The sequence below is a fragment of the Streptococcus sp. LYSM12 genome, assembly GCF_004569635.1.
GTDB lineage: Bacteria > Bacillota > Bacilli > Lactobacillales > Streptococcaceae > Streptococcus.
The window spans coordinates 1-18,803 of sequence record NZ_SPOZ01000018.1; the positions used below are offsets into that span (position 1 = coordinate 1).

The window sequence follows — 18,803 nt, forward strand, 5'->3', positions numbered from 1 at the left end:
AGCAGGGGCATAGAATTTTACCACTTCCTCCGTACTCACCTGAGTACAATCCCATCGAGAAAACATGGGCTCACATCAAAAAACACCTCAGAAAAGTATTGCCAAATGCCCATACTTTCATTGAGGCACTTTTGTCCTGTTCTTGTTTCAGTTGATTATATATATGTTCTACACAAAAAACAGAACCCATTATTTTTTATTTGGGTTCTGTTTTTTTATTTGATGACGTTTTTTCTTTATTAGAAATTGGATGAATTTTAGTCCAAATAGTCCTGTTGCAATCGCTAAAATAAAAGCTAGAAAGACAGGAACGTGGTTTGAAAGATAAATATAAGTAGCAATCACGGTAATCACACTAAAAATAGCAATGTTCAAAAAAAAGAAAAATTCGTTGATTCGTTCTTTGTTTGGATTGGTTGCGTGATATGCTTGATAGGTGGCCTGTTGTTGCTCTTTCGGGATAGAATTGTCATACTCGTAATGGTCAGGCCGGTATTGTCTGAGTGCCATATCGTCTCCTTTGCGCCTAACAAGTTTACCATAATAATGCTTGTTTTCTGTAACAAAATTATTACATTTTCATTACAAAAAAATGAGAAAAGTCTGAACATTAAAATTGAGGGAAGTGCTGAAGAATATAAAAGATTGTGATATAATGGACGTCATGGAAAAAATTGTTATTACAGCAACTGCTGAAAGTATTGAACAAGTTAAACAACTATTAGAAGCGGGAGTAGACCGCATTTATGTGGGAGAAGCGGACTACGCCTTGCGGATTCCCCATTCCTTTACCTATGATGAGCTGAGAGTAATTGCGCACTTGACACATGAGGCTGGTAAGGAATTGGTCGTTGCTGCAAATGCCCTTATGCACCAAGATATGATGGACTCCATCCAACCTTTCATGGAATTGATGAAAGAAATTCAGGTGGACTATCTGGTAGTAGGTGACACAGGTATTTTTTATATCAACAAGCGCGATGGTTATCATTTTAAGTTAATCTACGACACATCTGTCTTTGTGACTTCTAGCCGTCAGATTAATTTTTGGAAAGATCATGGTGCGGTTGGTGCGGTACTAGCTAGAGAGATTCCCTCTGAGGAACTCTTTGATATTGCTAAAAATCTTGAAATTCCAGCGGAGATTTTGGTTTACGGTGCATCCGTTATTCACCATTCTAAACGAACCCTTTTGCAGAATTACTATCATTTCACAAAGGCAGAGGAAACAGATTTGTCACGAGAGCGTGGACTTTTCCTAGCAGAACCAAGCAATCCAGATAGTCATTATTCGATTTACGAGGACAAGCATGGAACGCATATTTTCATCAACAACGATATTGATATGATGATGAAGTTGAACGAGCTAGTTGAGCACAATTATCTGCACTGGAAATTAGACGGGATTTACTGCCCAGGTGAACGTTTTGTAGAAATTGTCAAATTATTTGTTGAAGCAAGAAACTTAGCAGAAGTGGGCAAACTGACTTACGATCGGGCTGTTTTGCTGGATGAACAGATCCGCAAATTACATCCAAAGGAGAGAGGGCTGGATACAGGCTTTTACGACTACGATAGAGATAAGGTAAAATAGGAAACGGTATAATGAAGAGAGAGTTAAAACGTCCGGAGGTCTTATCACCTGCTGGAACCTTGGAAAAATTAAAGGTAGCTATTGATTACGGAGCAGATGCCGTGTTTGTTGGCGGTCAAGCTTATGGTTTACGTAGTCGTGCCGGAAATTTTTCGATGGAGGAAATGAAAGAGGGGATTACTTATGCTCATGCACATGGTGCCAAGGTCTATGTAGCGGCTAACATGGTGACCCACGAGGGTAACGAAGTAGGAGCAGGAGCTTGGTTTCGTGAATTACGGGATATGGGGCTTGATGCGGTTATTGTGTCAGATCCTGCCTTGATTGTGATTTGTGCGACAGAAGCACCAGGTCTGGAGATCCACCTGTCAACGCAGGCCTCATCAACCAACTATGAAACCTTTGAATTTTGGAAAGAATTAGGCTTAACACGGGTTGTCTTGGCACGTGAAGTAACCATGGAAGAATTGGCTGAAATTCGCAAGCGTACTAGCGTTGAGATTGAAGCCTTTGTTCACGGGGCGATGTGTATTTCTTATTCTGGACGTTGCGTTTTGTCCAATCACATGAGTAACCGCGATGCCAATCGTGGAGGATGTTCACAATCTTGTCGCTGGAAATACAATCTTTATGATTTGCCATTTGGGGAAGAACGCAGAAGTATCCAAGGACAAGTACCTGAAGAATTTTCTATGTCAGCTGTTGATATGTGTATGATTGATCATATCCCAGATATGATTGAAAATGGAGTTGACAGCCTGAAAATTGAAGGACGGATGAAGTCCGTTCACTACGTGTCCACTGTGACCAACTGTTATAAGGCAGCAGTCGATGCTTACTTGGAGAGCCCAGAAAAATTTGAAGCGATTAAGCAAGAGCTAATTGATGAGATGTGGAAAGTAGCCCAGCGTGAACTGGCAACAGGTTTCTACTACAACCCACCGACAGAAAATGAGCAATTATTCGGAGCTCGTCGTAAGATTCCTGAGTATAAATTTATCGCGGAAGTTGTTGCCTTTGATAAAGCAACCATGACGGCAACCATTCGTCAGCGCAATGTTATCAATGAAGGAGATGAGGTCGAGTTCTACGGACCAGGCTTCCGTCATTTTGAAACGACTATTACGGACTTGCGTGATTCAGACGGTCACCCGATTGATCGTGCTAATCGCCCAATGGAACTTTTAACCATTAGCCTCCCGCAGGAAGTTTATCCTGGAGATATGGTACGTGCCTGTAAGTCGGGACTTATTAACCTGTATCAGGAAGACGGACAATCCTTGACTATTCGTACTTAATACTATTATAGGGGAGTAAAATCTCTCTTCATCATTTTCGTCGTTCATTCAAACGTGCTTTTTGCCAGTATTGCCCGCTTTTTCGATAGATACCCCTATTTTTCAACATCAGGTCCTAAGCTAAAGGATTTTGATATGCTTTATTCCCACTGAGTTTTTTAGCAGTTGGTGCATGCTTTTGTGGCAATCATTGTTGTTTGCCTAATCCCTCTTGAGGTTGTATGGAATGGAGAGAAAAAGCTGCCTGATGTTCATTCATCAGGCAGCTAATTTATTGTTTTTGTGATTGGCGAATCCCATCTGGTACAAGAGAAATTCGCTGAATATCACTGAGTGTAATAATACTGGTCACATTTCGTTTGAAGTTTTTGACAATCATTCGGTTCTCGTCAGGGTCAAATTTGACAATTTCGCCTGTAAAGCTCTTATCTGCATAGATGATGTGGATAGCTGCTTTTTTATAGAGAGCCAGCTGAATCATATCTAGATGAGGTGAATCTTCATTTTCTCGCGTGTCATTATGGGGCTGTTGGTTGCCTAAAAAGACATTGAGGTGATAAAGGAGAATGGATAGAAACTTTTTCATGGTAAAATGCTCCAAAGATTGATACAATTATCATATCGGAATTTTTTAGAAAAGACAAGTTTTTACAAATTTTTACGAATAGAGTATTGAGGAGGAAAAATGGCAGAATTTACATTTAAAATTGAAGAAAAGTTACTTGTTTTGTCCGAAAACGAGAAAGGTTGGACCAAGGAATTGAATCGGGTGAGCTTTAATGGTGCACCTGCCAAGTACGATATACGGACATGGAGTCCAGATCATAGCAAGATGGGCAAGGGAATTACCTTATCTAATGAAGAATTCCAGGTGTTACTCGATGCCTTTCGGAGTTGAGAGATAGAGTCTTTTAGTTTACTTTTAGTACTAGGCAACGAGCTGCAGGCTGTACTTAGAGTACGGCAAAGAGAGTTAACGAAGTAGTAAAAGATAAACGAAATGACTATAGAAGAGAAGTGAGAACAATCACTCTTCTGACTTAAGTTGCTCTTTACTTCCCAGGTCCAACTAAAAACAGTCCACAGGACTGTTGGTCGGGTTGAAGAAAAAGTCTATTTTGGACAGGTTTCTTCAACTTTTTTATTGCCCATTCAGAGGGGCTTGCTTCATTTTTTAAGCGTTTAGACCTATCAAAAATCAACTTCTTCCTCGTTAGCTCATCTTGCTGAATATCCCATTCTATCTTTGGTTGAGAGGGAGGGGAGCCTTGCTATCCTTGCCCTCAAGCTTTCACAGTTTGCTAATCAGATATAGCCGTTTCGTTTATTTTTAGTACTAGGCAAGGAGCCGCAGGTAGTACTGGAGTACAGCAAGACGAGTGAACGAAGTAATAAAAAGATAAACGAAATGACTATATTGAGTTTCACAGAGTATGAATCGTGTGGTTTCACACCAATTCTTATGTTAGAGAGGATGTCGACATTCTGCAAATAACCCACTGGATGATTATTTCATTATCCTTTAAAGATACGACTGAGCGGTTGATAGGCTATGGTAATCATTAGTAATTTTACGAGATCAGGAATGAGAAAAGGAAGTACAGTTAGAGCAAATGTTTTTTTAAAACTACTCTGAGTTATGAGGGAGAAAACAAGACTGCCTAATCCAAAGCAGAGGGTGTCGCCCAAAAGATTAGCAAGAAAGACTTGGGTGAGAGTTGATTGAGGTGATGTAAGTCGTCCGGTCATACCTGCGTAGAGTAGAAACCCCCAGAGAAAGCCCGCAGTTGGTCCCCAAAGGCTAGCTATGCCCCCTGAAAATCCTGCAAAGACAGGTAACCCAATGGCACCTAGTAGGAGATAGAGGACGATACTGGTGATAGCTTCTTTTGGAGGATAGAGACTGGCAATTAGTCCTACTGCAAGCGTCTGTAGCGTAAAAGGCACAGGTCCAAGCGGGATGATGATTTGAGATAAGACAACGATTACTCCTGCTCCAATAGCAGGATAGACGAGTGATTTAGTGTATGAAGAACTCATATTGTGATCCTTTCAGTTTGCAAGAAGTAATGAGATTATAAAAGGATTGACGGGAAAAGTCAATCCTTTTTCTATCAGCTGTCACAGGAAAATGAAGATTTGTTATGGCACACTCTCCAACAATCCAGTAGAAACCGAGGCAGTCTAATCCCACCAGATTCCAATCAGCTTGTGGTTACGGCTACCTTTAGGTACAAATCTTCCTAGCTCCAAAGGTATAGTATACCTTTGGAGGCGGGAAATAGACGTTTGCAGAGCAAACGTTACCTAGGAAGTAGGCTGAAAACCTCCACTGGAGCTTTTCACTCGTCGTCTTTCCTATTTTTCATTCGCTTTTTTCACGCCCTTGTATCTTGGTGTAATTGAACTCGGGCTAAAAGCTCGGAAAAAAAGAGACGAAGCCGTTGCGAACTATGTTCGCTTACGGATACGGCTCCCTTTAGGGGGACAAAGCCGTTGTTGCCTATGGTTACAGCTACCCTTAGGTATAGATTTTCCTTGCTCTAAAGATATAGCATACCTTTGAAGCAAGGAAATAGATGTTTGTGGTGCAAGCACTCCCTGGGAAGTAGGCTGAAAACCTCCACTGGAGCTTTTCACTCGTCGTCTTTCCTATTTTTCATTCGCTTTTTTACGCCCTCGTATCTTGGTTTAATTGAACCCGCCCTAAACTCTGTGCGAAAAAGATAAATTTTCCTAGAAACTAACGTTTCTTCGTCAAATTTCCTATTTTCGCTTTGAGTTTTTAACGGGCTTTGTATCTTGATGTAACTGAACTCGGGCTAAAACTCTCTGACAAAAAGACCAATCTCATTGGTTGCAAAGCAATCTGCTTCGATTGCCTATTTTGTCCAGGAGTTTCTTCACGCCCTCGTATCTTGGTTTAATTGAACTCGGGCTAAAAGCTCGGAAAAAAGATAAATACTTCTAGAAGCAGGAGCTTCTTCGTCGTATTTCCTATTTTTCATTCGCTTTTTTTACGCCCTCATATCTTGGTTTACCGCATGGTGACAAATTCTTCTGAGCCTGTGGGGTGAATGGCAACTGTTGCATCGAAGTCGGCTTTGGTAGCTCCCATTTTAATGGCTACTGCAAATCCTTGGATCATTTCATCAACACCATGACCAATTCCATGAAGTCCAACGATTTTTTCCTCTGCTCCAGCCGTCACCAGTTTGAATTTGGCAGCTTGTCGGTTGCTTCCAAGAGCGGTATACATGGAGGTAAAGGTAGAAGTATAAGTCTTGATGTTCTCAGCTCCAAATTTTCTTATTGCTTCTTCTTGCGTGTAGCCAATCGTACCAATCGCGGGGTGAGAAAAGACAACAGTTGGAATAAATTGGTAGTCCATTTTTGCATCGATTTTACCATTGAAGAGGCGTTCAGACAGTATGCGACCAGCTTTAATCGCAACAGGCGTTAATTCCTTTTCACCGGTTACATCGCCCAGGGCATAGATATGAGGGATGTTGGTTTCTTGAAATTCATTGACCGCGATATGTCCAGATGAAGTAACGCCGATTCCAACAGCTTCTAAGTTCAAGTGCTCAATATTAGCCTTTCGACCGACTGCCCAGAGGATTTTTTCAGCAGTGTGCTGGCTACCGTCTTCAAAGGAAATAGTCAAGCTACCATCTACATTTTTGTCAATTCGCTGAGGGATTTTATGGGAATGAAGGGATAGTCCAGTTCGTTCCATTTCAGCGATGAGAGCATCTGTAAGATAGGAATCAAATCGCCGCAAAGGGCGATCGCGACGAACAAAGAGGTCTGTCTGTACACCGAGTGAATGGAGGACACCAGCCATTTCAACAGCAATGTAGCCAGCTCCGACAACGGCTACAGATTGAGGGAGTTTCTCCCAGGAAAAGACATCATCTGAGCTACTTGCATATTCTCCGCCGGGAATGTTCGGCAAGATAGGCTTTGCACCTGTTGCAATGACAATCTTATCTGCGTAGATATGTTCACCATTGACTTCTACAGTGTGGTCATCAACAAAACGGGCAACCCCCTTGAACACATCAACATGATTTCGTTCAAAAGTTCCGTTATAAGAATTTCTTGAGCGTTCGATATAGGCATCACGATTTTTCTTTAGGGTTTCAAAATCAAAGGTGATGGTATCTGCTGAAAAACCATATTCAGATCCATATTGATGAAAGGCTTCTGCAATCTGAGCTCCATACCACATAATTTTCTTTGGCACACAGCCAACATTGACACAGGTACCACCGAGGAGATTTCCCTCAATCACGGCAACTTTAGCATGGTGTTCTGCGGCACGGTTTATAGTAGCAATACCCCCAGAACCTCCCCCAATAGCAATCATATCATATCGTTTCATAGATTATCCTCTCTGATTTCATGTTTTCTTCTATTGTAGCGCTTTTTTTGGCTTCCTGCAAAAATTGGCTACGTTTGTTCAATCTTACAAAACTGTAAGAAAATTGTTGGTAAGAGTGCTGGCAAGAAAATCTCTTTTTTTGTAAAATAGTATCAGAAGTACTTGCATTCTTGATTGCATTTTTGTATTATGTATATAGTACAATATTGTTCACTTGGTATAAAAGGAGAAAAGATATGTTAAAGACAAAGAAAAGCAAAATCATTTTGTTTTCCGGCTTAGGGGTAGCAGCAGCTGCGCTGATTGGAGGAGGACTATTATTAGGGGGGAGCAAGACAGAGACGCCAGCTGTTCCTCAAAGCCTAACGTATACAGCAGTTAAAGAAGGTTCCATTGCCTCTTCAACGCTATTATCAGGAACGGTTGCTGCAGCTGATGAGCAATATGTTTATTACGATCCTTCAAAAGGTGACTTGAGTGCTGTGTTGGTTGCCCAAGGTGACCAGGTACAGGTCGGTACACCACTTGTTCAGTATGATACAGGTGAATTGCAGGCAGCTTACGATACGGCTGTGAGAGCTCGTGATAAGGTGGGACGTCAAATTGATGACTTGCGTACAAATGGTCAGGTTGTTGATTTGACAGGCGATGCTTCGGTTGATAGCAAATCAACTGCATCTGCACAACGGACAGTGGACATGCAGATGCAGGACTTGAACGATGCTTATGCTGATGCACAAGCAGCAGTAGCTAAGGCGCAATCTGCTTTTAATGAGGCGACTGTGACAAGTAATGTTGTAGGAACTGTTGTAGAGGTCAACAAATCCGTTTCAAAATCGAATACAAGTACCAATCAAACGATTGTTCATATTGTTAATCAAGGTAGCTTGCAGGTGACAGGTGAACTTTCTGAGTATGATTTAGCAAATATTTCAGTTGATCAAGAAGTGAAGATTACTTCAAAAGTTTATCCTGATAAAGTATGGACTGGAAAGATTTCTTATATTTCAAACTACCCAGGAAATGGTCAGACCTCAACAGCTCTCCCTGGTTCAGGAGGAAGCGTTTCAAGTTCTAAGTATCCATTCAAAGTAGCAATTACAAGCGAAGTTGGAGAATTGAAACAAGGATTTTCTGTCAATATTGAAGTTGTCAATAATAGTAAAACAATTCTTGTGCCAATTGGTGCAGTTGTTCCAGAAGGAGATAAAAACTTTGTTTGGATCATTGCTGATGGAAAAGCTAAGAAAGTTGAAATTACTCTCGGTAACTCAGATGCAATGTATCAAGAAGTAACAGGAGGTCTAAAAGTAGACGACCACGTCATCTCCAATCCAAACGATAGCCTAGAAGATGGAAAAGAGGTAGAAGCGAATGAAGAAACGACTAATCAAGCTGACCAACATCAATAAGAGCTATAAAAATGGAGAGCAAGAACTACGCGTTTTAAAAGATATTGATTTGGAAGTAGAAGAAGGGGAATTTCTTGCGATTATGGGACCGTCAGGTTCAGGTAAATCAACGCTCATGAACATTATCGGTCTTTTGGATCGTCCAACAGCAGGAGAGTACATTCTAGAAGATACAGAAGTCAGTCAGATTTCAGAAACGAAGCTGGCTCATGTTCGGAACAAGCAGATTGGTTTTGTCTTTCAGCAGTTCTTTCTTCTATCTAAGTTAAATGCTCTGCAGAACGTAGAATTACCCTTGATTTATGCAGGAGTGCCTGCTAGCAAGCGTAAGATGCTATCGCGGCAATTTTTAGAAAAGGTTGAGTTAGGCGAACGGATGGCGCATTTACCGTCTGAGTTATCAGGTGGTCAGAAACAACGGGTTGCGATTGCACGTGCCCTGGTCAACAGTCCGTCCATTATTCTAGCCGATGAACCAACAGGGGCTCTTGATACAAAGACAGGTGAACAGATTATGGAGCTTTTAACAGAGCTAAACCAGGAGGGCAAGACCATTATCATGGTAACCCATGAGCCAGAAATCGCTGCATACGCCAAACGTCGCATCGTCCTCCGTGATGGTGTCATTACTGAAGATATTCGCAAGGAGGGGAACTAAATGGAAAATGTCAAATTTGCCTTAAAATCTGTCCTTGCCCACAAGATGCGGTCGCTTTTAACCATGCTTGGGATTATTATCGGTATTGCTTCAGTTGTTGTGATTGTGGCCTTGGGGGAGGGGTTTAAAAGAAGCTTATCTGACGCCTTAGCCGGTGATCGCAATAATGTGCAACTCTATTTCTCTAATATGGTTACTGAAACGGTTCAAGATGGCTTTGCAACTCATTTTACCGAATCACAAATGATTGATGAACCAGAGCCAACTTTGACAGACGGGATTTTGAAAGGCTTGCTTGAAGTCGACGGTGTCAGCAATTACTATACAACTAATAGTAACAATGGTGAAATTAGCGTCGGTGCAAAAAAAGTGGATAGTGTCTTCATTACAGGAGTCAGCAAAAACTACTTTGATGTAAAGGATATCTCGCTCATAGCAGGTCGTAAATTTACTGCAAATGACTATACTCAATTCGCTCGCATCATTATGTTGGATGAACAAACAGCTAGTAAATTATTTGGTGATGCGACATCTGCCCTCAACCAGACAATCAGTTTAGCCAATAAGGCTTACTTGGTGGTTGGTGTCTACAAAGAAAAAGGTGAGGGTGGTATCCTTAGTTTTGGTGCTGGAGGTGCAGCCTTGATGACCAATACTCAAGTTGCTGCAGAAAATGGAGCTTCTGAAAATGCTCAAGTTTATGTGCATGTAAAAGATATTTCACGGTCTTCAGAAGTAGGGAGAGCAGCAGCAGCTTATTTGACTAGGGCTACTCATCTTAGAGAGGCGAAATATGATATTCAAGATTTCTCCCAATTTTTAGAAACGTTCAATGCTCAACTATCAGGAATGACCCTATTTATCGGTTCGGTTGCAGGAATCTCTCTCCTTGTCGGTGGTATCGGTGTCATGAACATCATGCTAGTATCTGTTACAGAACGTACGCGTGAGATTGGTTTACGGAAAGCCCTTGGGGCGACTCGTAGCAATATTCTCTTGCAATTCTTGATTGAAGCTATGGTTTTGACCAGTCTAGGTGGTCTACTTGGTCTTGGAATCGCACAATTAGCTGTTACTGCTATCAATGTAACCAAGGCGCTAGGTGGGGAAATTACGGCTGTTATTTCTATTCCAGTCGTGCTTGGCAGTCTTGCTTTTTCGGCGGCAGTCGGCATGCTCTTTGGTGTCTTACCAGCCAACAAGGCTTCTAAGCTCAATCCAATTGAAGCGCTTCGTCATGAATAAGACCCCTGCGAGGATAGCTAGGCTGGTCACAAATGAAAAGCAGTGAGGAGCTAGCTAAAGCTAGAACAATAGTATAATAAAAATCGCTTTAAATTAAGGTTTTTAGCCTTTGATTTAAGCGATTTTTACTATTCTCGGACTTTTTGTGTCCTCTCTATTCGATTTTTATTGGAAAGTTTGAAGGTAGAAGGCAACTGTGTCACCGTCTGAGAGATGCATTTCTTTAGCACCTTTTGGAGCTAACTCATCATTGACATCATACATCCAATAGGTGTTTTTCTCTGGTTTCTGATCAACATCATCAATAGAAGTTACCAGTCCATCTTTTTCTTCGATTTTGTGATGTTCTTCTAAAATATCCATCACTGAGTCATCTTTTTCGAATGATACAGTTTTCTCAACAACTTTATTGTCTGGGAAGGTAATTTTTAATGTGGCTGTGAGAGTTTGCTCGTTTTTTGAAGCTGTTTGCGGTTGGCAAGCTACTAAAAAAATACCTGCAATAATCGACAAAACGCTAAGGACTAATTTTTTCATAAGGGTAGTATCTCCTAAATATAGAATAAATAATGGGATAGAATAAAAAAGTTGAAACACTGTGTAAGATGTCAAATGACAGGCCATTTAGCCAATAGACAATCGGATTTGTCCCATATTGCCACGCAATTGGAAGACTGATTGAAAAACCATATAAGAATAAGATAATTCCTGCAAGTAGGCTCTGTAACGTTAACGCCAGTTGCCCTTTACGGATAAAAGGAGTTACAAAGATACGCCACAAAAGCATTACAATGGCAAAGCTAGCTATCTGCCAAAAAACCACTAGGCTGAATCCAAATAGAAGACTACTTCCTAACATGGTTAAAGCCATAATCCAGAGGCTGTCATTCAAAGGAAGAAAGCAAAGACTGACTAAAAAGATAGCTGAAATTGGCTTGATATTTGGCAAGGCAGCAAAGGCAAATCGCAATGTAATGGATAAGGCTGCAAGAATGATAATCTGGCTGATTCGTCTTGTTGACATCATACATGCATGGCACTTTCTATTTTATTTCCTCTTCTAGGGTAACGGATTCTCCCTTTGCTGTCAAGATAAATTCTCCTCCTTTTAGCTTATTTTTTTTGATTTTTCTCTCTATTTAGGATAAAATAGGAGCAATGAGAAAGAAAATACATCCTGTCCTTGTTGCCTTGTTCTTCTTATTTTTCGCAGGCATTATCCTAACGATAAATGCAACGAATCAGGAACAAGAAAAAGACAAGCAAGAAGCAATTCAACAGCTTGGTGAAAATAAATCGACCGCACCTAGTTACCATGCTAGTACCGTCCGCATTACAAACGCGCTGGATATGAAACCCATCATTGATGTATCTGGCTGGCAACGCCCATCTGATATTGACTACGATACTCTTTCTTCCAACATATCTGGTGCGATTATTCGTGTACAGAGTGGTTCACACACACGAAAAGATAACAATGCATCTGATGAAAAAGGAATCGATAAGCATTATCAGACTCACATCAAGGAATTTCAAGCACGTGGTATCCCTGTGGCGGTCTATGCCTATGTTACTGGAAATAGTGTGGAGTCCATGAAAAAGGAGGCAAAATCTTTCTACGAAGCTTCCTACAAATTTAAACCGACCTATTATTGGTTGGATGTTGAGGATAAAACAATGGATGACATGAATGCCGGTGTCGAAGCCTTTCGCCAAGAGTTACAGAACCTGGGGGCTAAAAATATTGGCATCTACATCGGAACCTACTTCATGGAAGAGCACCAGATTTCTGTAGATAAGTTTACTGCCCTTTGGATTCCGACTTACGGAAATAATTCAGGTTACTACAATGCGGCTCCCAACACTGATTTAGATTATGACTTGCACCAATACACATCAGTAGGCTCTCTTAATGGCTTTGCACATCATTTAGACCTCAATTTAATCACCACTCTCAAAGATCCAAATGAAGTCTATCAAAAGTTATTTACAAGCCCGGAATAATATGCTATACTAAACGTAATTAAATATCCATCACAAAGGAGTGCTTCGGCTGAGATCGCACCTGCGAAATCCTCGAACCTGATCTAGTTAACACTAGCGTAGGGATTGTGTTTGAAATGATACTTGTTGATTACTGGTATGATTAAAACCAATGGCTCCTTTTGTGAAGAAAAGGAGTCTTTCTTTATGTCCAAAAACCTCAATGCCCCTGTTGAAGTGGCTCTCTTTGCTGCTCTTGCTATGACCCTGTCCCTTATCCCTGATTTTATGGGGTGGTTTAATCCTTCCTTTGGTGCCATCCCTTTGGTGCTGATTTCCCTGCGTCGAGGTACAAAATACGGCTTATTGGCTGGTTTGATCTGGGGATTGCTCCATTTTGTTCTGTTCAAGGTCTACTACTTATCTGTCGTTCAAGTCTTTCTTGAATATATCCTTGCTTTTATGGCAATGGGACTAGCAGGCTGTTTAGCTCCTCAGTTTCAAAAGGCATTGAAGACCAAAGAACAAGGCCAAGCGTTGGGCTATGCTTTTCTAGCGGCTATTTTTGCTGTATTTGTGCGTTATCTCATTCACTACATCGCAGGTGTTATCTTCTGGTCTAGCTATGCTCCTAAGGGGATGTCTGCTTACTGGTACTCTTTCATTGTGAATGGAACGGCAGGAGGTTTGACCCTCGTTGTTGTGCTCATTGTCCTGGGGATATTACTTCCTACCAGTCCACGTTTTTTCTTACCAAATAAATGAGGAGCACTCTTTTTCATTCCTGTCTTTGATACAGTAAAGTCCTGTCTGCTTTTCTTAAAATATGATATAATAGAAGCGTTTTGAACGTCCTTTATTTGTTATAGTCGTTTCGTTTATCTTTTCTTACTTCGTTAGTTCGCTTTGCCGTACTCTAAGTACAGCCTGTAGCTCCTTGCCTAGTACTAAAAGCAAACTAAAAGACTATACTTATCAAAATCTACCTCTGACCAAAAAATTCTTAGAAATGGGACGTTAGAATGAGTAGCATTGGTCCTTAGGTAATGCAACATTACACTATTATAGTTTATTTTATGGAGGAACTTATGGCATCTTGGATTGCAAGAATAGTAAAAGGAATGATAATCGCTTTAGGATTTATCTTACCGGGTGTATCGGGTGGTGTCTTGGCTGCGATTTTGGGAATTTATGAGCGGATGATCCATTTTCTTGCGCATCTTCGGGAGAATTTTATCGAAAATACTCTCTTTTTCATTCCAGTGGGAATCGGTGGTATTTTAGGTATTGCCCTCTTTTCTTATCCTGTTGAATATCTCCTTGAACACTATCAAGTAGTTGTTCTTTGGAGCTTTGCAGGGGCGATTGTCGGAACGATTCCAAGCCTAGTCAAGGAATCGACCCAGTATGGTAAACGCGACACGATTGATCTTGCTTGGCTATGTGGAACATTTGTGATTTCTGGGCTTGTTCTTTATTTTCTCAATGATCTTGTCGGAACCCTACCTGCTAGCTTTGCTAGCTTTGTCTTAGCGGGTGCCTTGATTGCTTTGGGAATTTTAATACCGGGCCTTAGCCCCTCTAATCTGCTCCTCATTTTAGGTATTTATACTCCCATGCTCAATGGCTTTAAATCGCTTGATTTGTTAGGAACTTTCCTGCCAATTGCCATAGGTGGTGTTCTTGCTATGTTGGCTTTCTCAAAAGCGATGGATTATGCACTTAAGGTTTACCATTCTCGGGTCTATCATTTCATTATTGGGATTGTCCTATCCAGTACCCTTTTGATTCTCATTCCACAGGCGGGAAATGAGGAATCTATTTCTTACGCTGGTACAGGAATCGGTACATGGATTTCTGCCTTGCTTCTCTTTGGCCTAGGTGTTTGTCTCGGGTTATGGATGAGTAAACTGGAGGAAACGTATAAATAATGAGCAAGAAGAAAACCAAGAAAACCTTGGTGGATCAAATCTTAGACAAGGCAGGGATTGTCCATGATAGCCTTGAAATCAATGCTATTGAAGGCAAGCTCCCAGAAGATGTAGTAGCAGATCACATCTACAAGACCTTAGCCTTGGTAGGTGATAAGACAGGTCCGCTCATCGGCATTGTTCCTATTACAGAACATCTGTCAGAAAAAGCTTTGGCCAAGATTTCAGGCAATAAAAAAGTTACTATGATTCCGCAGAAAGATTTGCAAAAGACGACTGGTTATATTCATGGTGCCAACAATCCTGTTGGTATTCGCCAGAAACATTCTTTTCCTATCTACATCGACCAATCCGCTATGGAATTAGGAGAGATGATTGTTTCTGCTGGGGAAATTGGACGCTCTATTCGCATTGATAGTCAAACCTTGGCTGATTTTGTAGACGCAACATTTGCTGATTTAACCGTCAAATAAGCAGAGAAGCCTTTCTTGACATCTTATATTTTCGTGTGTCTTTGTGAGAAAAATTAGCTATCCTAGCTGATTTTTTTAATGTTTTATGCTAGAATAAATGGGATAGACTTTGGAGGAATGAAACGATTATGTCAAATGAATATTTTGAAGAATTAAATGATCAACAGTTGGTTCGCCGTGAGAAAATGGTAGCCCTCAGTGAGAAAGGGATTGATCCATTTGGAAAGCGCTTTGTCCGTACTGCAAATTCAGCAGAATTAAAGGCACAGTATGAAGATAAATCCAAGGAAGACCTCGCTGAATTAGGTGCTACCGCTGTTATTGCAGGACGAATGATGACCAAACGTGGAAAAGGAAAAGTAGGCTTTGCTCACATTCAAGATCGCGAAGGCCAAATCCAAATCTATGTTCGTAAGGATGATATCGGAGAGGAAAACTACGAACTTTTCAACAAGGCAGATCTTGGAGATTTTATCGGGGTTGAAGGAGATGTGATGCGGACCAACATGGGCGAATTATCCATTCATGCCCGCAAATTGACCCATTTGTCAAAGGCTCTGCGACCCTTGCCAGAAAAATTCCACGGTCTTACAGATACTGAAACCATCTATCGCAAACGTTACTTGGATTTGATTTCCAATCGTGACAGTTTTGAGAGATTTGTCACTCGTAGCAATATCATCTCAGAAATTCGCCGTTACTTGGATGGTCTTGGATTTTTAGAGGTAGAAACTCCTGTCCTTCATAATGAAGCTGGTGGTGCTGCCGCGCGTCCCTTTATCACCCACCACAACGCTCAAAACATTGACATGGTCTTGCGAATTGCGACAGAGTTGCACCTGAAACGTTTGATTGTCGGTGGTATGGAACGGGTCTATGAAATTGGTCGAATCTTTCGTAACGAGGGAATGGATGCCACTCACAATCCAGAATTTACATCGATTGAAGTCTATCAAGCCTATGCAGACTATCTTGATATTATGGACTTGACGGAGGGGATTATTCAGCATACTGCAAAAGCCGTTGTTGGAGACGGACCTATCACTTATCAAGGTACAGAAATCGCTATTCACTTACCATTCAAACGGATTCATATGGTTGAAGCCATTAAGGAACAAACGGGTGTTGATTTCTGGCAGGACATGACCTTTGAAGAAGCAAAAGCGATAGCAAGTGAACATAAGGTACCTGTTGAAAAACATTATACTGAAGTTGGACATATTATCAATGCTTTCTTTGAAGAATTTGTTGAGGATACTCTTATTCAACCAACTTTTGTCTATGGTCATCCTGTTGCTGTATCCCCGCTTGCTAAGAAAAATGATACCGATCCTCGCTTTACAGATCGGTTCGAGCTCTTTATCATGACCAAGGAGTACGGAAATGCCTTTACCGAGTTGAATGACCCAATTGATCAATTGGAACGTTTTAAAACGCAAGCCAAGGCCAAAGAATTGGGAGATGACGAAGCAACTGGTATCGACTACGATTACGTAGAAGCTCTTGAATATGGTATGCCACCAACAGGTGGACTTGGTATCGGAATTGACCGTCTTTGCATGCTCCTAACGGATACAACGACTATCCGTGACGTGCTTCTTTTTCCCACGATGAAGTAATCTGGTCATTTCGTTTATCTTTTATTACTTCCTTACCTCGCTTTGTCGTACTCTAGTACAGCCTGTAGCTCCTTGCCTAGTATAAAAGCAAACGAAAAGACTATAATAGTCCTGAATGAATATCAAAAAGAGGCGAGGAAGCGACGTAGACAGTAGAGTAGGCGTTCACGCAGACAGGTTGACAAAGTAGCATGTTGAATTGAGTAGAATAGACATCAAAACTCCAGTAGTATCTTGAGATACTCCCTTGAATAAGTAGACGGTGAAAAAACAAAAGTGTTCACTGGAAACGGTAGGGGAGTGGTTCATATGCATGCTGGTTTTTTTGTTTATTTTTGGCTAAATCGTTCGGTATGTAACAACTATCAACTATCCGTCCAAGATCAATTCTTCCGTTGTCTACTCTGCGAAAATCAAATAAGGTACGATAGCGTTTGACATGAGTTTCACCCATTTTATTTTCCACCTTCAACGGTCTAGCAAGACTGTTGAAAAAATAGGAATTTTGACGCAGAAGTTTAAGTTCTAGGAAAACTATATCTAAAGGTAGCCATAGCTGTAACTAGCTAAAGCTAGAACATCTGTATCTCTTTTTTGCACAGCTCGTAGCTCGAGCTCAATTACACTAAGATACGAGAGCATTTGACACAAGTTTCACCCGTTTTATTTCCCACCTTCAACGGTCATTTTAGACTGGTGAAGCGAGCAAGGTGAAAATAGGTGGGCGAACAGGGAGTGGGAAAGAACTCGGCAGGTAGAAAAACCGAACTCTTTCTTATGTGTCTTGAGTTCTTCCCCCACTCCCTAGTTAGGTCTTGATGTTTCTAGAATATTAGAGTAGAAGTTTTTGCTGTTTGGTAAGGGCAACTTGTGGAAACGCTTTTCCCTAAAATTGTCAGATTTTTCCGTATTCACTAGGGAAATATGGTATAATGAGAGCAATACTCTAGAAGATGCTTAGGAGAATAGATGAAAATTGACAAACAGCATTTGCTGAATTATTCTATTTTAATTCCGTATTTAATCTTGTCTATCGTTGGCTTGATTATGATTTATTCAACGACCAGTGCCTTACAGGTTCAAAATGCTGGAAATCCTTTTAAACTTTTGCTCAGTCAAGTGGGCTATTGGATTATTAGTTTGGTAGCAATCTATATTATTTATCGCATGAGATTGAGTTTTTTACGTAAACCGGGCTTTATCACTCTCATGTTACTGGTTGAGGGCTTCTTACTGGTCATTTCCCATTTTTTTACTCCTGTTAATGGAGCTCACGGTTGGATTCGTTTTGGTCCTAATAAAATCATCGGTTTGCAACCAGCTGAATATTTAAAATTGCTGATTGTTTGGTATCTGGCGCATCAGTTTGCTAAGATTCAAGGAGAGATTCGCAAGTATGATTACCAAGCCTTGACAAAGGGACGCTGGATTCCTAATAAACTCAATGATTGGCGTGTGGTTAGTCTAATCTTTCTCGGTCTGGTAGCTTCTCTTCCTGACTTAGGGAATGCGGTGATCGTAGCCCTGATTATGATGATTTTGGTCACGAGTAGTGGCATAGGCTATCGCTGGTTTTCGACGGCCTTGCTAGCGATTGTCTCAGCTTCTGCTGTATTACTAGGGTCTATTCGCTTACTCGGTGTAGAAGTGGTAGCCAAGATTCCACTCTTTGGGTATATTGCCAGACGTTTTTCAGCTTATTTCAATCCCTTTGAGAATGCGACAGAATCAGGTTTACAACTGACCAATTCCTACTATGCCATGAGCAACGGTGGCTGGTTTGGCAGAGGTTTAGGAAATTCGATTGAAAAAAATGGCTATTTACCAGAAGCCCATACTGATTTTGCCTTTTCGATTGTGATTGAAGAATTAGGATTTTTGGGGGCAAGTTTGATTTTGGCTCTCTTATTCTTTTTGATTTTGCGAATTCTTGTAGTGGGAATTCGGGCTAGAAATTCCTTTAATGCCATGATGGCATTTGGGGTTGCAGGTATGTTACTGGTTCAGACCTTTGTCAATATTGGAGGGATTGCCGGTTTGATTCCAGCAACAGGAGTGACCTTTCCTTTTATTTCTCAAGGAGGAAATAGCCTGCTTATCATTTCCATTGGAATTGCCTTTGTGCTGAATATCGATGCCAACGAAAGACGCGAGTTGATTCGAGAAGAGATTGAACGAACAATGGTGTAGGAAGACTATAGAA

19 protein-coding genes and 1 riboswitch are annotated in these 18,803 nt (G+C 41.0%); of the genes, 13 read left to right on the forward strand and 6 right to left on the reverse strand.

From position 1 onward, the window contains the following. Positions 1-155: transposase (locus E4T79_RS06880; RefSeq protein ID WP_194183744.1), on the forward strand; the 155-nt coding region annotated here is incomplete at its 5' end. Positions 156-189: 34 nt separating this feature from the next. Here the strand turns inward: E4T79_RS06880 and E4T79_RS06885 are convergent. Further along, positions 190-510, reverse strand: a complete 321-nt coding sequence (locus tag E4T79_RS06885) for a DUF3270 domain-containing protein (RefSeq protein ID WP_135028916.1) — start codon at positions 508-510, stop codon at positions 190-192. A gap of 154 nt (positions 511-664) precedes the next feature. On the opposite strand from E4T79_RS06885, the gene E4T79_RS06890 reads away from it, so the two are divergent. Next, positions 665-1,594, forward strand: coding sequence for a peptidase U32 family protein (locus E4T79_RS06890; RefSeq protein ID WP_135028918.1), 930 nt, complete (start codon positions 665-667; stop codon positions 1,592-1,594). Positions 1,595-1,605: 11 nt separating this feature from the next. Next, positions 1,606-2,892 carry a U32 family peptidase gene (locus E4T79_RS06895; protein WP_135028920.1) on the forward strand — a complete coding sequence of 429 codons (1,287 nt, stop codon included), beginning with the start codon at positions 1,606-1,608 and terminating at the stop codon, positions 2,890-2,892. Positions 2,893-3,163: 271 nt separating this feature from the next. Here E4T79_RS06895 and E4T79_RS06900 read toward each other — a convergent pair whose 3' ends face one another. Beyond that, positions 3,164-3,478 carry a hypothetical protein gene (locus E4T79_RS06900; RefSeq protein ID WP_135028922.1) on the reverse strand — a complete coding sequence of 105 codons (315 nt, stop codon included), beginning with the start codon at positions 3,476-3,478 and terminating at the stop codon, positions 3,164-3,166. Positions 3,479-3,577: 99 nt separating this feature from the next. Here E4T79_RS06900 and E4T79_RS06905 point away from each other — a divergent pair, with 99 nt between their 5' ends. Then, the gene (locus E4T79_RS06905; protein WP_135028924.1) at positions 3,578-3,790 is read left to right on the forward strand and encodes a YdbC family protein; all 213 of its coding nucleotides are present in this window, start codon (positions 3,578-3,580) and stop codon (positions 3,788-3,790) included. 617 nt (positions 3,791-4,407) lie between these two features. Here E4T79_RS06905 and E4T79_RS06910 read toward each other — a convergent pair. Next, a complete protein-coding gene (locus tag E4T79_RS06910; RefSeq protein ID WP_135028926.1) occupies positions 4,408-4,932 on the reverse strand; it encodes a biotin transporter BioY in 525 nt (174 codons plus the stop codon). 997 nt (positions 4,933-5,929) lie between these two features. Continuing rightward, complete coding sequence (gene gorA / locus E4T79_RS06915) at positions 5,930-7,279, reverse strand: glutathione-disulfide reductase (protein ID WP_135028928.1); 1,350 nt, start codon at positions 7,277-7,279, stop codon at positions 5,930-5,932. Between the two features lie 236 nt (positions 7,280-7,515). Between gorA and E4T79_RS06920 the strand changes: the two genes are divergently transcribed. The 3 genes from E4T79_RS06920 to E4T79_RS06930 are packed head-to-tail and all read left to right on the forward strand — an operon-like array spanning position 7,516 to position 10,594. Next, complete coding sequence (locus tag E4T79_RS06920; protein WP_135028930.1) at positions 7,516-8,691, forward strand: efflux RND transporter periplasmic adaptor subunit; 1,176 nt, start codon at positions 7,516-7,518, stop codon at positions 8,689-8,691. Beyond that, positions 8,654-9,349 (forward strand): ABC transporter ATP-binding protein, encoded by a 696-nt coding sequence (locus E4T79_RS06925; protein WP_135028932.1) that lies wholly within the window; start codon positions 8,654-8,656, stop codon positions 9,347-9,349. Before E4T79_RS06920 ends, E4T79_RS06925 begins: the two co-directional genes overlap by 38 nt. Beyond that, a complete protein-coding gene (locus E4T79_RS06930; protein ID WP_135028933.1) occupies positions 9,350-10,594 on the forward strand; it encodes an ABC transporter permease in 1,245 nt (414 codons plus the stop codon). It begins immediately after the preceding gene. 165 nt (positions 10,595-10,759) lie between these two features. Here E4T79_RS06930 and E4T79_RS06935 read toward each other — a convergent pair whose 3' ends face one another. Together E4T79_RS06935 and E4T79_RS06940 are read right to left on the reverse strand one after the other, a co-directional pair. Beyond that, entirely contained in the window at positions 10,760-11,131 is a 372-nt protein-coding gene (locus tag E4T79_RS06935) for a DUF4430 domain-containing protein (RefSeq protein ID WP_135028935.1), read from the reverse strand. Next, positions 11,112-11,621, reverse strand: coding sequence for a hypothetical protein (locus tag E4T79_RS06940; protein ID WP_228063813.1), 510 nt, complete (start codon positions 11,619-11,621; stop codon positions 11,112-11,114). Before E4T79_RS06940 ends, E4T79_RS06935 begins: the two co-directional genes overlap by 20 nt. A gap of 131 nt (positions 11,622-11,752) precedes the next feature. Between E4T79_RS06940 and E4T79_RS06945 the strand changes: the two genes are divergently transcribed. The 6 genes from E4T79_RS06945 to E4T79_RS06970 all read left to right on the forward strand — a co-directional run bounded on the left by E4T79_RS06945 (position 11,753) and on the right by E4T79_RS06970 (position 18,790). Then, a complete protein-coding gene (locus E4T79_RS06945) occupies positions 11,753-12,598 on the forward strand; it encodes a glycoside hydrolase family 25 protein (protein ID WP_135028937.1) in 846 nt (281 codons plus the stop codon). A gap of 26 nt (positions 12,599-12,624) precedes the next feature. Next, a riboswitch (TPP riboswitch) is annotated at positions 12,625-12,720 on the forward strand. A gap of 64 nt (positions 12,721-12,784) precedes the next feature. Beyond that, entirely contained in the window at positions 12,785-13,342 is a 558-nt protein-coding gene (thiT, locus tag E4T79_RS06950; RefSeq protein ID WP_135028939.1) for an energy-coupled thiamine transporter ThiT, read from the forward strand. A 323-nt stretch (positions 13,343-13,665) separates the two neighbouring features. Further along, positions 13,666-14,508 (forward strand): DUF368 domain-containing protein, encoded by an 843-nt coding sequence (locus E4T79_RS06955; RefSeq protein WP_135028941.1) that lies wholly within the window; start codon positions 13,666-13,668, stop codon positions 14,506-14,508. Continuing rightward, complete coding sequence (locus E4T79_RS06960) at positions 14,508-14,981, forward strand: aminoacyl-tRNA deacylase (protein ID WP_135028943.1); 474 nt, start codon at positions 14,508-14,510, stop codon at positions 14,979-14,981. The genes E4T79_RS06955 and E4T79_RS06960 overlap by 1 nt, the downstream gene beginning before the upstream one ends. A 128-nt stretch (positions 14,982-15,109) precedes the next feature. Next, on the forward strand, positions 15,110-16,600 hold the full coding sequence (lysS, locus tag E4T79_RS06965; protein WP_135028945.1) for a lysine--tRNA ligase: 1,491 nt from the start codon (positions 15,110-15,112) through the stop codon (positions 16,598-16,600). Positions 16,601-17,569: 969 nt separating this feature from the next. After that, a complete protein-coding gene (locus E4T79_RS06970; protein WP_135028947.1) occupies positions 17,570-18,790 on the forward strand; it encodes an FtsW/RodA/SpoVE family cell cycle protein in 1,221 nt (406 codons plus the stop codon). Positions 18,791-18,803: the final 13 nt, after the last annotated feature.